General features: G+C 47.8%; 13 protein-coding genes and 4 tRNA genes. 12 read left to right on the top strand and 5 right to left on the bottom strand.

The window, feature by feature from the left end:
- Positions 1 to 206: 206 nt before the first annotated feature.
- Positions 207 to 282: transfer RNA gene (locus A0G03_RS03830), tRNA-Lys, on the top strand.
- A gap of 471 nt (positions 283 to 753) precedes the next feature.
- Positions 754 to 1,041 (top strand): basic helix-loop-helix domain-containing protein, encoded by a 288-nt coding sequence (locus tag A0G03_RS03825; RefSeq protein ID WP_048260998.1) that lies wholly within the window; start codon positions 754 to 756, stop codon positions 1,039 to 1,041.
- A gap of 93 nt (positions 1,042 to 1,134) precedes the next feature.
- On the opposite strand, the gene A0G03_RS03820 is transcribed toward A0G03_RS03825, so the two are convergent.
- Entirely contained in the window at positions 1,135 to 1,359 is a 225-nt protein-coding gene (locus tag A0G03_RS03820) for a DUF2594 family protein (RefSeq protein ID WP_048260996.1), read from the bottom strand.
- A gap of 644 nt (positions 1,360 to 2,003) precedes the next feature.
- On the opposite strand from A0G03_RS03820, the gene uvrY reads away from it, so the two are divergent.
- The 6 genes from uvrY (at position 2,004) to A0G03_RS03790 (ending at position 5,527) form a co-directional block, all read left to right on the top strand.
- A complete protein-coding gene (gene uvrY / locus A0G03_RS03815; RefSeq protein ID WP_010279369.1) occupies positions 2,004 to 2,660 on the top strand; it encodes a UvrY/SirA/GacA family response regulator transcription factor in 657 nt (218 codons plus the stop codon).
- The gene (gene uvrC, locus A0G03_RS03810) at positions 2,653 to 4,485 is read left to right on the top strand and encodes an excinuclease ABC subunit UvrC (protein ID WP_048260995.1); all 1,833 of its coding nucleotides are present in this window, start codon (positions 2,653 to 2,655) and stop codon (positions 4,483 to 4,485) included. The genes uvrY and uvrC overlap by 8 nt, the downstream gene beginning before the upstream one ends.
- Before the next feature lie 58 nt (positions 4,486 to 4,543).
- On the top strand, positions 4,544 to 5,092 hold the full coding sequence (pgsA, locus tag A0G03_RS03805; protein WP_014699215.1) for a CDP-diacylglycerol--glycerol-3-phosphate 3-phosphatidyltransferase: 549 nt from the start codon (positions 4,544 to 4,546) through the stop codon (positions 5,090 to 5,092).
- 139 nt (positions 5,093 to 5,231) lie between these two features.
- Positions 5,232 to 5,307 (top strand) — tRNA-Gly (locus A0G03_RS03800).
- Between the two features lie 51 nt (positions 5,308 to 5,358).
- Positions 5,359 to 5,432, top strand: a tRNA-Cys gene (locus A0G03_RS03795).
- A gap of 8 nt (positions 5,433 to 5,440) precedes the next feature.
- Positions 5,441 to 5,527: transfer RNA gene (locus A0G03_RS03790), tRNA-Leu, on the top strand.
- A 285-nt stretch (positions 5,528 to 5,812) separates the two neighbouring features.
- Here A0G03_RS03790 and blaCAR read toward each other — a convergent pair.
- Complete coding sequence (blaCAR, locus tag A0G03_RS03785) at positions 5,813 to 6,841, bottom strand: CAR family subclass B3 metallo-beta-lactamase (protein WP_048260993.1); 1,029 nt, start codon at positions 6,839 to 6,841, stop codon at positions 5,813 to 5,815.
- A gap of 111 nt (positions 6,842 to 6,952) precedes the next feature.
- Here blaCAR and A0G03_RS03780 point away from each other — a divergent pair, with 111 nt between their 5' ends.
- Positions 6,953 to 7,900: a LysR family transcriptional regulator gene (locus A0G03_RS03780; RefSeq protein WP_048260992.1), complete on the top strand. Its 948-nt coding sequence runs from the start codon at positions 6,953 to 6,955 to the stop codon at positions 7,898 to 7,900.
- Positions 7,901 to 8,076: 176 nt separating this feature from the next.
- Here the strand turns inward: A0G03_RS03780 and A0G03_RS03775 are convergent, their stop codons facing one another.
- Positions 8,077 to 8,295 (bottom strand): KTSC domain-containing protein, encoded by a 219-nt coding sequence (locus A0G03_RS03775; RefSeq protein WP_048260990.1) that lies wholly within the window; start codon positions 8,293 to 8,295, stop codon positions 8,077 to 8,079.
- A gap of 446 nt (positions 8,296 to 8,741) precedes the next feature.
- On the opposite strand from A0G03_RS03775, the gene A0G03_RS03770 reads away from it, so the two are divergent.
- The 3 genes from A0G03_RS03770 to A0G03_RS03760 all read left to right on the top strand — a co-directional run bounded on the left by A0G03_RS03770 (position 8,742) and on the right by A0G03_RS03760 (position 11,650).
- Entirely contained in the window at positions 8,742 to 9,164 is a 423-nt protein-coding gene (locus A0G03_RS03770; RefSeq protein ID WP_223254569.1) for a DUF2946 domain-containing protein, read from the top strand.
- Positions 9,165 to 9,272: 108 nt separating this feature from the next.
- Positions 9,273 to 11,282 carry a TonB-dependent copper receptor gene (locus A0G03_RS03765; RefSeq protein ID WP_048260988.1) on the top strand — a complete coding sequence of 670 codons (2,010 nt, stop codon included), beginning with the start codon at positions 9,273 to 9,275 and terminating at the stop codon, positions 11,280 to 11,282.
- 200 nt (positions 11,283 to 11,482) lie between these two features.
- Positions 11,483 to 11,650: a YqaE/Pmp3 family membrane protein gene (locus tag A0G03_RS03760; RefSeq protein WP_010280855.1), complete on the top strand. Its 168-nt coding sequence runs from the start codon at positions 11,483 to 11,485 to the stop codon at positions 11,648 to 11,650.
- Between the two features lie 90 nt (positions 11,651 to 11,740).
- On the opposite strand, the gene A0G03_RS03755 is transcribed toward A0G03_RS03760, so the two are convergent.
- Positions 11,741 to 13,162, bottom strand: coding sequence for a DASS family sodium-coupled anion symporter (locus A0G03_RS03755; RefSeq protein WP_048260987.1), 1,422 nt, complete (start codon positions 13,160 to 13,162; stop codon positions 11,741 to 11,743).
- A 146-nt stretch (positions 13,163 to 13,308) separates the two neighbouring features.
- Positions 13,309 to 14,658: a class-II fumarase/aspartase family protein gene (locus A0G03_RS03750; protein ID WP_048260985.1), complete on the bottom strand. Its 1,350-nt coding sequence runs from the start codon at positions 14,656 to 14,658 to the stop codon at positions 13,309 to 13,311.
- Between the last annotated feature and the right edge of the window lie 83 nt (positions 14,659 to 14,741).

Below are 14,741 nucleotides of genomic sequence, written 5' to 3'. Positions count from 1 at the left end.
GCATTAAAAAGGGCAGATAATGATGTAAGGTGATGCTGTATGTTTTTCGCCCTAAAATGAAGGAGAGATAAAACGATGAAAGGCATAGATATATAGGCCGAGCAGGTTAACAAAATTGCCAACTGCTAACAATGCTGTTATCGCGTGTAAAAAATTAATATGAAGTATTTGACAGGTGCGCTCTGGAGGAGAATAATCCCCCCGTTGGGTCGTTAGCTCAGTTGGTAGAGCAGTTGACTCTTAATCAATTGGTCGCAGGTTCGAACCCTGCACGACCCACCAACAATTTCAAAGAGTTATAGTTTTATTTTAGACTTGTTGTAATTATGTTTTCTTTAGTGTGTTTTTTATTAAAATATATCCATTCGTTAATATCATTGTATTTTTTTATTAATTCCACATTCCTTTTCTATTTATTTCATTTCATATTTATCTCGATTTCCTCGTTGAATAACTACGATAATCTCTGACGTGTCTTTTATTCATATGGCATCTAACGTTGAGTGAAAATATAACGTGGTTTTTAATATCGCTTAAAGATGCTGCATTGCGTAACGAGAATGTGTCCCATGCATCCCGAAGAGTGGTGAGAAAGTGCTATGCTTAACAAACGGAATAGTCGACAGATCGTATGATGATGTTGCGAGTTGCATGCACAGGGTTGTGTCCACATCCACTAGGGGCGGCGTTTAGAGGTAGCGGAAGTTTCCTGGTTAGCCATAAGCAAGTTTCTGCTTGATTTCGGAGGTTTATGTGGGATTCGAAAAATTACTGGCTGTCATAGAAAAAAGTCACCAGGATCCAAAATCGGTTATCTCATTGTCTGAACTAAGCCAGGCAATCCATGAGATAATTTGTACCGAAAGTTCAAAAGAGTACAAAATAAATGAGTGCTTTACTGAGTTGAGGGAGCTGGTTGATGAAAGAAAAGCACTTTCCAGGAAGCAGTTCCTGGATAAAGCATTGGTGACGGAATTAACGCAATATAAAAAGAAAGAAGAGGCGCTACTTTTGAAACTCATGAGTATTGGAAATAAATAGACGAGAGTCTCTATTTTTTAAATCATAACGATAATGTTAAATATCACTACACCGCCAGATCAAATTACCGAGATGGCGGTGTAGCAATTAGTGCTATTTGCGGTAGCTAGTTTTGATTTGTTTAATCGTGTTATCAAAAACGGCCGCTTGCTCTGTATCTTCCAATTGAGCAATGTATCTTTCCATATTGATGATAACTTTACCGGCGTCTGCCTGGCCGATTGCTTTTAATAACAGCGTAACCATAGCCTTCAGGCAGGTGACCTCATGGGCCAGTGTTTCAGCGGATGCGGCAGTAGAAAAATCTGCGTTGCTCATGTTTTCTCCTCAACAAGAAAAAGATGTTTTCTTTCGCCTGCTGCGGGCGTCACCGCTGGCACGACAGGCAAAACCAGATAGGCGGGAGTATACCATAAAGCATATTATGGATTGATATTATTCGTGGATAACGCCATTTTAGTGACTGTTTTTTATGCATTTAATTTATTAATATAGCGTCTATATTTTGGGCGTCTTTTTGTGGCAAAGGCTATAGATGTGTTTTGTTTAATACATATGATGTTCGCTATGGACGTTTTTCCCTGAATATATTATTTGTATAATACAATTGCAGGCGATGATGAAATTCCTAACAACACTTCGCTTACAATAGTGACTTTTTATTGACATTTAAGATGAGTGTCCAATTGCATGCCATTTGATTGGCGTTGTTTTTCATACATTTTATGCCGTAGAACTGTTTATACCGCGCGGCGTATTTGAAATGTTAAGAGTGTGATCAACATACACCCTCAGGTTAACGATATATTGTTATGATCGGGAAATGCGCTTTATTCCTTCTCGGTATATTTTAAAATACATATTCATATAAATCTGTGTTCATTATTTTTTGAAACCAACGTAGTATCACCTGCAAGCAATTTTTCATGTAAGTGTTACTCCCTTTTTTGGAGAATTATTCTTTGATTAGCGTTTTTCTTGTTGATGACCATGAACTGGTGCGGGCAGGGATACGACGCATTCTTGACGATATCAAAGGTCTAAAAGTGGTTGGTGAGGCATGTTGTGGAGAAGATGCTGTCAAATGGTGCCGAAGCAATGATGTTGATGTTGTTCTGATGGACATGAGTATGCCGGGCATCGGTGGCCTTGAAGCAACGCGTAAAATCTTGCGGTTTACTCCAGATATAAAAGTCATCATGCTTACGATTTATACGGAAAATCCATTACCCGCTAAAGTGATGCAGGCGGGTGCTGCAGGATATGTCAGTAAAGCCGCTGCCCCTCAGGAAGTGATCTCCGCCATTCGAGCAGTACATGCAGGTAAACGGTATATTGCTTCTGATATTGCTCAGCAGATGGCATTAAGCCAGTTGGAACCGCAGACGGATGCGCCGCTTGAGTGTTTGTCTGAACGCGAATTACAGATTATGCTAATGATAACGAAAGGGCAGAAAGTGACTGAAATCTCAGATCAGCTCAATCTTAGTCCTAAAACAGTGAACAGCTATCGTTACCGCATGTTCAGCAAGCTGAATATCAACGGTGATGTAGAACTGACGCATCTGGCTATCAAGCATGGACTTTTTACCGCGGAGACATTGTTAAGTAGTGAGTGAGAGTTTCGATGCTTCGGCATTTTTAAAAACGGTAACGAGCCAGCCTGGGGTCTACCGTATGTACGATGCCGGCAATACGGTCATCTATGTTGGTAAGGCAAAAGACTTAAAAAAACGACTTGCCAGCTATTTCCGCAGTCATGTTGCCAGCCGTAAAACCGAGGCGCTAGTCAAAAGCATCAAGCATATTGATGTCACGATCACGCATACAGAAACTGAAGCCTTACTGCTAGAACACAATTATATTAAGCTGTATCAGCCGCGTTATAACGTCTTGTTACGCGACGATAAATCCTATCCCATGATCTTCCTGAGTGGTGATGCTCATCCACGCTTGACGGTTCACCGTGGCGCTAAGCATGCGAAGGGTGAATACTTTGGCCCATTTCCTAACGGAAATGCCGTGCGCGAAACGCTAATATTGCTGCAAAAACTGTTTCCGATACGCCAGTGTGAAAATAGCGTATATCGCAACCGCTCTCGCCCTTGTTTGCAATATCAAATTGGTCGCTGCCTTGGGCCTTGCGTGAGCGGTTTGGTTAGCGAAGAGGATTATCAGCAGCAGGTTGAGTATGTTCGCCTGTTCTTGTCTGGCAAAGATCAGCAAGTATTGAATCAACTTATCTCGCGGATGGAGTCGGCCAGTCGTGACCTGCGTTTTGAAGATGCCGGACGAATACGCGATCAGATCCAAGCGGTTCGGCGGGTGACGGAAAAACAATTTGTTTCCGGTGACGGAGACGATTTGGACGTCATTAGCGTTGCTTTTGATGCTGGTATGGCCTGTGTGTATGTCCTTTTTATCCGACAGGGAAAAGTGCTTGGCAGCCGGAGCTATTTCCCCAAAGTGCCTGGTGGTACGGAATTGGGCGAGGTCGTGCAAACTTTTGTCGGTCAATTCTATTTACAAGGAAGCTTGGGCCGAACGCTTCCTACAGAAATTCTGCTTGATTTTACCTTACCTGATAAAGACTTGCTGACGGAATCCCTAACGGCGGTGGCGGGGAGAAAAGTACAGATTCAGACGAAACCCCGTGGCGATCGTGCTCGTTATCTCAAATTGGCGCGAACGAATGCTGCCACAGCACTCGTTACGAAATTGTCTCAGCAATCCACCATTCATCAGCGTTTGGCTGCATTAGCCAACGTATTGCAGTTGCCAGAAATCCACCGAATGGAGTGTTTTGACATCAGTCATACTATGGGGGAACAGACTGTGGCATCCTGCGTGGTATTTGATGCTAACGGCCCGTTACGTTCGGAATATCGTCGCTATAATATCAGTGGCATTACGCCTGGTGATGATTATGCTGCTATGGCGCAAGTCCTCCAGCGTCGATATGGTAAAGCGTTAGATGACAGTAAAATACCGGATGTCATTGTGATCGATGGTGGGAAAGGGCAGCTCGGTCAGGCTCAAGCCGTGTTTGACTCCTTGCAAGTATCGTGGGATAAAAATAAGCCTCTGCTGCTTGGTGTTGCGAAAGGCAGCGATCGTAAAGCCGGGCTGGAAACGCTGTTTTTTGAGGCGACCGGTGAGGGCATGGCCTTGCCAGCTGATTCTCCGGCGTTGCACGTTATCCAGCATATTCGCGATGATTCGCATGACCACGCGATTGGCGGGCATCGCAAGAAGAGAGCAAAAGTAAAAAATACCAGTACGCTGGAGCTTATTGAAGGTGTCGGTCCTAAGCGTCGCCAAACCCTGTTAAAATACATGGGAGGGTTACAGCCTTTGATGAATGCCAGCATTGAGGAGATTGCAAATGTTCCAGGAATTTCGCATGCATTGGCAGAAAAAATCTTCCATGCATTGAAACACTAGGGACAATGTAGCAACATACTCCTAGTATCCACTCCAGCCAGATAGTTACCTAAGCGCTATGCAATTTAATATACCGACGTTGCTTACCCTGTTTCGTGTTGCTCTTATTCCGTTTTTCGTGCTGGCGTTTTATCTTCCATTCGTCTGGGCACCGCTGCTTTGCGCGCTGATCTTCGTGTTTGCTGCCGTAACGGATTGGTTTGATGGTTTCCTTGCCCGCCGCTGGAAGCAAACCACGCGTTTTGGTGCCTTCCTCGATCCTGTTGCGGATAAAGTGATGGTGGCTGTCGCTCTGGTGTTAGTTGCGGAATATTATCATTCCTGGTGGATTACGTTGCCCGCAGCAACGATGATCGCACGGGAAATCATTATTTCAGCATTGCGCGAGTGGATGGCTGAAATTGGCAAGAGAAGCAGCGTTGCCGTGTCGTGGATAGGGAAGGTTAAAACCACGGCCCAGATGATGGCGCTTTTTGCTTTGTTATGGCGGCCAGAACGCATTGTTGAAGGTATTGGCGTTGTGGCGTTGTACATCGCGGCTGTGCTGACTTTCTGGTCCATGTTTCAATATTTGAATGCCGCGCGCCACGATTTGCTTGAACCTTGATCGAAGCGCCGTAAAAACCAGCAAACGAATGCAGTTGCTTGATAATTCTGTTGACTCATCGCGTCAGGTCAGTAGAATGCACCGCATCAACAGCAACGCTGGTTTGTAAGAAGTTAGATAAATCAGTAAGTTCTGTGTTGCGGGAATAGCTCAGTTGGTAGAGCACGACCTTGCCAAGGTCGGGGTCGCGAGTTCGAGTCTCGTTTCCCGCTCCAATTTAAAGCATCGGCATTTGCGGATGTTGGTTAGTAAGACCTGAATATTTTGGCGCGTTAACAAAGCGGTTATGTAGCGGATTGCAAATCCGTCTAGTCCGGTTCGACTCCGGAACGCGCCTCCAATATTTATGCCCGGGTGGTGAAATCGGTAGACACAAGGGATTTAAAATCCCTCGGCGTTCGCGCTGTGCGGGTTCAAGTCCCGCCCCGGGCACCATTGATTTAGGCTAATAAAAACAATTAGTTATATAATATTATACGCCACCGCAAGGTGGTTTTTTTGTGCCTGAAAGTCCCTTTCCTAATATTCTTCCTAATATAGTTTTTGTGTCAGTGCTAGATATGCACTATTTTGACTTTTATTCTGACCATCAGCCACTAGAACGAACAGCATTTTACAGTTGTATCTGTCTGTCACTGCCGATGGTCAAATGTCCTGATATTGTCTGTTTCTCTGCGAATAACCCTAAATCTAAAAGATCTTTCGCCATCTTAAGAACGTCTATTTTTGAATTCGTGCCTGCTCGACGGCCAGTCGTTCTACTGCTCTCGCGCGGAGTGTAGCCAGCTGTTTGAGTAGCCCTTCTGCATCCACCATGGGGTGCGGTTGGTTGGGTTGACGTACTTTCAGCTGATTTTGTATTTCAATTTGGCCGTTACTAAAAGGATGGGCGGTGAGATGGACTGTAATCGGGTGCTTAGCGTCTTCCACCATCTCTTTGATACGGTCGATACTTCGGATGTAGGCCTCAACCTGTTGCGGACCGTCGATAGCATTTAACCCTAACCCGCCAATAGTCATCGCGTGATAGGTGTTATTTCCTTCTTTGACATCAAATACATAAGATGTGGTTCCCCAAGTGTGGCCAGGGGTAATGTAGGCGTAAAATGTGGTATCACCCACCGACAAGGCACTGCCGTCTTTGACCAAAATATCAGTGGTGGCTGGGTCAGGCATTGTCCATGCGTTAGGTTTCCCCTGTGTTTTGTTTGCATCCGCTTGCGCTTCCTTCCATCCTTTCTCAGACATGACAAAACGTGCGTTGGTGAACGACTTGAGTTTAGATACGCCGCCTACATGATCAAAATGTCCGTGTGTTAGCAGTACCATTTTGATATCTGCTGGCTCGACGCCGATTTTTTTAATGTTATCGATAAGTTGATCTGTAAATTCCCCATACAGCGTATCTATGAGCACTGGGCCTTCGCTGGTTTTGATGAGCCAGGCCGAGACCCAACAAATGCCGACATAATAAACATTATCAAAGGCCTGGTAAGGTTCGACAGTCTGAGCCTTTGCATCATTCAGCCAACTCCCAAGTTCGGCAGGCATTTTCCCGCTGTTTCCAAATTGGTTGAAAAGTTGGTTGATCGTTGAGGATGGGCCGCACCCTGTCAGTGAGGTGGTAGCGGGACTGTTTGTTTTTGTACCTTTTGTTTCTGTGCCTTGTGAGGGAAATGTGTGAGCCGTAGCAGCCGTGCTGATTAAAAGTAAGAAAGCGGCCAAGGGCGTAAGACGTTGGTTTTTCATTCTTTATCTCTTGTCTGGATAGTAAAACTCGGACTATAGTTGCAAAAATAGGATGAATAAATACGAAGTAATGCAAACTAACGTTGCATATTTCGAACAATATGAGGGCTTATGGATCGCTTTGTTGCCATGCAGGTATTTGTTGATGTGGTTGAGTTAGGGAGTCTCACTGCCGCAGCGAACAAACTGGATATCTCACGGGCCATGGCTACGCGCTATATCGCATCATTGGAGAAATCATTTGGTGTCCGGTTATTGCATCGTTCCAGTCGCAGTTTGGGGCTGACCAGTGCTGGGAGCGAGATTTTGTCGTATTGCCGACAAATTTTAGCTCTGAATGATGATATTAGTGCGGCCCTTGAGAGTAAGAGCCAGGAGCCTAACGGCCTGATTCGGGTTGCAAGCAGTATCTCATTTGGTCAATCCTATCTGGCCGATGCGATGAGGCGCTATGCTTCCCAATATCCCAAAGTTGCTGTCGAAATGGTGTTGAAGGATGCATCAATGAATCTGGTGGAACAGCGGATTGATCTGGCTATTCATGTGGGTGACAAGCTCGATCCGAGTGTGATTTCACGCCAGCTGACCCGATGTGCTTCTGTCGTTTGTGCCACGCCCGATTATTTGGCACGTAATGGAATGCCCCAGCGGCCAGACGATCTCAGGCAGCACAACTGCTTGTACCACACGCGTTTTGGCAATGTCTGGCGTTTTCAGAGTCCATCGGCTAACGGTGAGAATCTGGCGATGGATGAAGTCGATGTCACGGGTAACTTTGCTGCGAATGATAGTATGGTGCTTTTGCATACCGCGCTTGCGGGCGGGGGAATCGTTCATTTACCCGCTTTTACGACAGCTCCTTATCTTCGCACCGGCGCACTGGTTCGCATTTTGGCGGACTATTTATTACCGGAGCTGGGCGTCTATGCGTTATACAGTTCACGTAAATATTTACCGACCAGTACACGAACCTTACTGGATTTTTTGCTTAATGATTTAGCAAACGACAACGTTGATGACGCTAAGAGGCCATCTGTGTCTCGATCACTGACGGCCTGATATATGGCGTTAGAATAGGCACTGATGGGCTACAGGCCTATATTCAAAGCTTTAGTTGAGAGGTTGGAAAACGGGGTTGAAGATGAAATGGCAGATTGGTGTGGTAGAAAACCACTCTTTTAACCGCCGTTAAGAGACGGCGATAAATAGCCAAACGGCTGTTACTGAATTTTTATCTATTTGTTTTTTCGACATAAAAACTTATCTTTTATCACGCCATCAAAGAAACGGCCTTTAGAGACGACAGCGTCAGAAATAAACTTTTTGTAGATGGATTCAGGCACGCCAACATATTGATAGATATCTTTGTTATGAAACGCTATCTCGAGGGTGTGTGTTTGTGGGTCATACCCAATGGAATCAATTCGTGACGATGAAACCTGCAGTCGCTGCAATGCGTGTTCCTCCCTTGTGTAAAATAAGTTCAAAGTATAAAAAATTTACTGCATGACGCCTTGTCGGCGATCATGCTTATTTATGGTTCATCGCGGGTTAGCGTGAAAAAATAGAAAACGGCAGTCAGCATGTTTAGGTGTGTATTCGCCAAAACACATCTTAATCTCCAGACTGCTGCTGCCATGAATGCTAACCTGACTTCACGCTTCTGGAAAGCGTTTGATGTTGAGTCCCACACCAAAATTGCCCCATGTACACGCGTAATCATGCTCCAGCCAGTGAGTCAGTGGCGATGGGCATGAATATCGCGCTCGTTTGGTATACAAATAACGATGTTGCCTCGTGAGCGGCTTCGCGTAATTCTGAGCCAAATGAGACAATTCTGCGGCGAGTGCGATACACTTCGACCATCTTATCAATAGGGTACGTTAGCGAATTATTTGGCGTGAGCATTAAACGAGTAGCAGCCTGCCTAGCCATTTTTTCTATGATGATGCTGTTTATTGCCCCCTTGATTTCAAAATCACTGGTGCAGCTATCGGCCTGTCAGGTATCCGCCCATCACATGCCTGCTGCGTCTCAGCATCACCATGGCGTAGATGATCATGAGACATGTCATCGCGGCAGTACGCCGCATAATCTGATGATGTCCAGCGTCGGTCTTTCGCCGATGGAGGACATTGCCTGCGGATACTGCCAGCTTCTTGTGCATTTACCGTTCATTCTTTCGGTCATATTGCCATTGCTCTGGTTGCTATTATCCGCACACCGGCCGACGTATTCCCCTAATTTTGTTTGCCCAACGTTATTCCGACCCTATTGCCCACAGCGTGCCCGTGCGCCTCCCGCGACGGTTTCTTTGCTTTGAATCCTTTTAATTAACGACATCCGTCGGCGTACTTCCTATGGTCGGGCGATCCCTCCATAGGCGTTCTGCCGCATGTTGTTATGGCATAAGAAACCGTAAGGCAACACAATGAAAAAAATTGAATTTGTATACACGCCCGCCGCTTCTCTGGTGCTGGTGGCGCTATCCTCTTTACCCGTGATGGCCCAAAGCGATCACGATCATTCCGCTTCTCACGCTATGCTGAATGATGATGCCGTGATGGTGGTGACTGCCCCCGATACTTCTCCTCTTACGCTGGTGACCTCGCCGAAAACCCCGCGACAGCCTGTCCCGGCCAGCGATGGCTCGGATTATCTGAAAACCATTCCCGGGTTCTCGCAAATACGCAACGGTGGAACGAATGGCGATCCCGTTTTCCGGGGCATGTTTGGATCGAGGCTGCGTATTCTTTCCAATAATGGTGAGATGTTGGGCGCTTGTCCGTCACGTATGGATGCACCGAGCTCGTACATCTCGCCCGAAAGTTATGACCTGTTAACCTTTACTAAAGGGCCGCAGACCGTACTTTGGGGGGCGGGAAACTCAGCGGGAACCGTGCGATTTGAGCGGACGCCGCCGCGTTTTGATAAGCCGGGAATACAGGGCAATGCCAGTGTGCTGGCGGCGTCAAACGATCGTCATGATGAAAATGCTGATGTCAGCTTCGGGAGTGAAGAGGGCTATGTTCGACTCATTGGTAATAAATCACAGTCGGGCGATTACAAAGAGGGTGATGGAAAACGCGTGGCATCAAAGTGGGATAAATGGAATGCGGATGTGGCGCTCGGCTGGACGCCAGACAGCGACACACTGTTGGAGCTGACCGCAGGCAAAGGGGATGGAGAAGCGCGCTACGCTGGGCGTGGCATGGATGGTTCGCAATTTAAGCGTGAGAGTTTGGGCCTGCGTGCCGAGAAATCCAATATAGGGAACGTATTCGATAAGCTTGAGGCGAGTGTGTATTACAACTATGCCGATCACGTTATGGATAATTACACGCTGCGCTCACCGGGTGGTATGGGGATGATGAGCATGCCAATGGCCAGTCAACTGGATAGAAAAACGGTTGGCGGACGGATGATGGCAACGTGGATATGGTCCGATTATGAGCTGAAAAGCGGGGCGGACATGCAGACGAATACGCATCGCCGTTGGAGAAATGATGGCTGGAAGAAAGATGCGCAATTTAACACCTATGGTGTCTTCAGCGAACTTACCTGGCAGGCCTCAGGGCAGAGTAAGGTCATAGGGGGAACGCGTATTGATAAAACCAAGGTCGAGAATGACACGGGCACTGGCGTGAGCGAACGGCACGATACGTTACCAGCAGGTTTTATCCGCGTGGAGCATACGCTGGCCGATAGCCCAGTAATGCTGTACGCAGGCGTTGGCTACACCGAGCGCTTTCCTGATTATTGGGAGCTTTTCTCACCAACCTATGGGCCGGGCAGAACGCAGAGTGCGTTCGATCATGTTAAAACCGAGAAAACAACCCAGCTTGATATTGGCGCGCAGTACAGCGGCGAACGTCTGAGCAGTTGGGTCTCTGCCTATGTGGGACGGGTTAATGACTTTATCCTGTTCCGCTATGATCCGATGAATGCCAGGATCAGCGAGGCGGATAATGTTAATGCGACCATCGTGGGAGGCGAAACGGGATTCAGCTATAAATTAACGGATAGCTGGAAAACGGACGCCAGCCTGGCGTATTCCTGGGCGAAGAATACAGATGACCATCGGCCGCTGCCGCAAATTCCTCCGCTGGAAGCGCGCTTGGGATTATCGTGGGAAAAAGGTAACTGGAGTAGCACGGGTTTGCTGCGCCTGGTGAGTCAGCAAAATAGGGTGGCGATTAGCGAAGGTAACGTTGTCGGAAAAGACTTTGATAATAGCCCCGGCTTTGCGATTTTCTCGGCTAATGCGGCGTATCGTGTTAACCAATACGTCAAACTGAGTACGGGTGTCGATAACTTGTTTAACACCACTTACAGTGAACATCTCAACCTTGCAGGTAATAGCAGTTTCGGTTATTCAGCCAACACATCCGTAAACGAGCTGGGTAGAACCTACTGGGCGAAGGTGAATGTTACCTTCTAATTTAACGTTGTAACGTATGGATAAACCGCACTGTGGCCATTTTTTGACGGATTACAGTGCGGTTCTGGGAGTGATACGCTGCGTGAAACTCGCACTTTCATTTTATCTGCGAAGATTAGTCTCAATTATTTCGATGAAGGCTGACAAATCCCGAGTGCTGAACTATTTTCATAAGTAATTATCACGTTACGGAGGTTGATATGGGATTTTGGCGCATTGTACTGACTATTCTTCTGCCACCGTTGGGCGTGTTATTGGGAAAAGGGATTGGTGGGGCGTTCATTCTGAATATTATTCTGACGCTGTTGGGTTATTTTCCCGGTTTGGTGCATGCGTTTTGGGTGCAGACAAAAGACGATGGAATTTAATGGCTGAAAAAGCTGAACGACGGTCATGACGAAATAATGGGGAGGCAACATGCCTCCCCATTATATTTTGCGAACGTGCGGGACAGGCAATTAATAATAACCAATCAGTTTCCACCACACTAAGCCGACGATAAAAATCAGGGCGACGTTAAACGTGACGATGCAGAAATTGATTTTATAGAAACGGTGACGTTCAAAATATCCCTGAGCAAAGTAGATAGGGCCAGGGCCTCCGCCGTATTCGGTATTTCCCCACATCAGGTTGCTAAAAATCCCAAAACAGATGGCGACCATCATAGGCGGCGCGCCTGCGGCTATGGCGGTGGCGGCGAAGGGCGCATAAAGCGCAGCGACGTGCCCAGAGGCGGTAGCAAATAGATAATGCACGTAGATATAGAGGATGCCGAGGATAACGAAGGTTTCCATCGCGCCGAAACCCTGGATGGAATTCCCTAGCTTAACGGTCATCCACTTAATAAAACCAAGGTCAGACAACCCTGCTGCGAGGCTGATAATGACGCTGAACCAGATGACTGTATCCCAGGCTGCGCGATCGCTGAGGACGTCTTTCCACTGGACGGCCTGAGTGACGAACAGATAGGCAACTAACGCCAGCCCGACGGACGTGGCAGAGAAACCGGTGATCAGGCTGGTGCCCCAGCCGAGCAGCGCGAGTACAAAGCCAAACGCCACTTTTTTCTCTGCCGATTTCATATTCCCCAATTCCGCCAGTGATCGGCGTCCCATCTCCTTCGCTTCTGGTGTTTTTTTCAATTCCGGGTTCAAAATTTTATAAACCAGCAGCGGCATGAGACAGAAGCAGCACATTGCTGGTACGACAGCCGCAATAAACCAGCCGCCCCAGGTAATATCCACGCCTAATGAGGTTTTTGCCAGACTGCCAACGAGCGGGTTGGCCGCCATGCCAGTGAGGAAAATTGCGCCAGTGATCGGCGTAAACTGAAAGCAGACCATGATCAGAAAATCCCCGATCTTTTTACCGCTAACGCCGGGTGTTGAGCCTAATACTTCATTAATTGAACGTGCGATGGGAAAGATAATTCCGCCCGAACGCGCGGTGACGGATGGCATAGCGGGTGCCATGATTAGGTCGGATACGCCCAGTGAATAAGCGATCCCCAGGCTGCTTCCGCCGAATAGTGACAGCATTTTGTAGGCGATGCGTTTTCCCAACCCAGATGTGACAAAGCCCAGAGAGAGGATATAGGCACAAAAGATGAGCCAGACGGTGCCGCTGGAAAAACCGGCCAGCGCTTTAGCTTCTGTTAATGTTCCCGTGAAAATGGTGATGCAAAGGACAAGCAGCATAATCGCGCCCGACGGCAGAGGCTGCGTCAATATTGCTGCGATAGTGGCGGCAAAAATCGCGAACATATGCCATGCCTGTGGCGTAAGGCCATCAGGAACCGGAGAAAACCAGATAATCAGGCCCAGCAGGAGAGGAATAATAACTGCGACTATTTTTTTCTTGGTGGATGATTCGGATGACATAGCGTCTCCTTAATCGTGCAATCAATGGTTATCCGCTATCGTTCCCGGCAAAAGAGAGCCTGCCCAGACGCGTTATTATCTTGCGTCTGGGGAATATCGATCTCAGTCTGAGAATTAGGGAGATACTGGATAATTACCGGTGATGACTACTTTCTTTCCATTTTATTTACTACCTGGTCAACCATTTCAGGGGCGCTCCCCAAATAATTGACGGGGTTGGTCAGGTCTTCGATTAATTTGGGATCGAGGCGGCTTGCGACGCTTGGCATAGCATTGAGAACATCGGCCAGCGTGCCGCCTTTCTCATTTACGATACGGCAGGCATCGTAGACGATGTCATGCGCTTCCTGACGACCAATATACGGTGCCAGCCCCATCATCACGGCTTCTGCCACAATCAGGCCATTGGTCATATTGAGATTTTTCAGCATCATCTTCTCATCAACAATGAGGCCGTTTAGCATGAACTTGGCTTGATGAAGTGCGCCCGCAGAGAGAATGAAGCTTTCTGGGATGGCGATCCACTCCGCATGCCAGGGGCCTGTGGCGCGTTCCAGATCTTGCACCATCGCATCCAGCATTAACCCAGCCTGTTGGCGAACGCCCTTGGAACAGGCCAGCATCAGTTCGCTGGAAATGGGGTTGCGCTTTTGCGGCATGGTGCTGCTGGCTCCGCGGCCTTTGACAAACGGTTCATACAGTTCGCCGAATTCGTTGGAGGCCATCAGCATGACGTCATAGCCAATTTTCCCTAACGAACCGGTGATGACCGCCAGCAGGTTGACGGCTTCTGCAAACCCATCACGAGCCACATGCCACGTTGAGGTCGGTACGCCCAATCCAAGCTCTGCCATCAGCGCTTTTTGCACCGCGAGTCCTTTGTCACCCAATGAGGCCAATGTCCCTGCGGCCCCCGCGAACTCGCCTACCAGCACGCGAGGGCGCAGTTGTGCAAGGCGCTCGGCATGGCGATCGAACATATCCAACCAGATGGCGGCTTTGTAGCCGAATGTAATCGGTAGTGCCTGTTGTAAATGAGTACGCCCAGCCATTGGCGTATTGCGGTAACGCACGGCCAGTCCAGCCAAAATAGAACGCAGCGCCTCGATATCTGCGTCAATTAACGCGAATGCATCACGGATTTGCAGCACTACAGCGGTATCCATAATGTCTTGGGTCGTTGCGCCCCAGTGGACATAACCGCCAGATTGGCCGGCTTGCTTGGAAATCTGGTGTACCAGCGGCAGGATAGGGTAGCCCACAATTTCTGTTTCGTGGCGCAGTAGCTCAAAATCGAGCGTGTCGGCGTTACAGCTGGCAGTGATTTCTGCGGCAGCCTTTTCTGGAATCACACCACAACGCGCCTGCGCATTGGCCAGTGCGATCTCTACTTCTACATATTTACGGATGAGTTCCCGGTCATCGAAGATCGCCCGCATTTCCGGGGTACCAAATGAATCACGGAATAGAACTGAATCAAGCACATTCGAAGCCATAACGCCTCCTGAAGCGGATGTATTGGTGATAAGATGCAGACCATATCCGCGATAAGATGAAGCGTGTTTACCTTGATGAGCGG

The organism is Pectobacterium peruviense (genome assembly GCF_002847345.1).
Lineage (GTDB): Bacteria > Pseudomonadota > Gammaproteobacteria > Enterobacterales > Enterobacteriaceae > Pectobacterium > Pectobacterium peruviense.
The sequence above is the reverse complement of the archived record's forward strand: the minus strand, read 5'-3'. Positions and strand labels throughout refer to the sequence as shown.

Excerpts from the sequence above, each read along its gene's own strand:
- A0G03_RS03755 (WP_048260987.1), bottom strand. The coding sequence starts at position 13,162 with ATGTCATCCGAATCATCCACCAAGAAAAAAATAGTCGCAGTTATTATT.
- A0G03_RS03820 (WP_048260996.1), bottom strand. The coding sequence starts at position 1,359 with ATGAGCAACGCAGATTTTTCTACTGCCGCATCCGCTGAAACACTGGCC.
- pgsA (WP_014699215.1), top strand. The coding sequence starts at position 4,544 with ATGCAATTTAATATACCGACGTTGCTTACCCTGTTTCGTGTTGCTCTT.
- A0G03_RS03750 (WP_048260985.1), bottom strand. The coding sequence starts at position 14,658 with ATGGCTTCGAATGTGCTTGATTCAGTTCTATTCCGTGATTCATTTGGT.
- blaCAR (WP_048260993.1), bottom strand. The coding sequence starts at position 6,841 with ATGAAAAACCAACGTCTTACGCCCTTGGCCGCTTTCTTACTTTTAATC.
- A0G03_RS03765 (WP_048260988.1), top strand. The coding sequence starts at position 9,273 with ATGAAAAAAATTGAATTTGTATACACGCCCGCCGCTTCTCTGGTGCTG.
- A0G03_RS03760 (WP_010280855.1), top strand. The coding sequence starts at position 11,483 with ATGGGATTTTGGCGCATTGTACTGACTATTCTTCTGCCACCGTTGGGC.
- A0G03_RS03780 (WP_048260992.1), top strand. The coding sequence starts at position 6,953 with ATGGATCGCTTTGTTGCCATGCAGGTATTTGTTGATGTGGTTGAGTTA.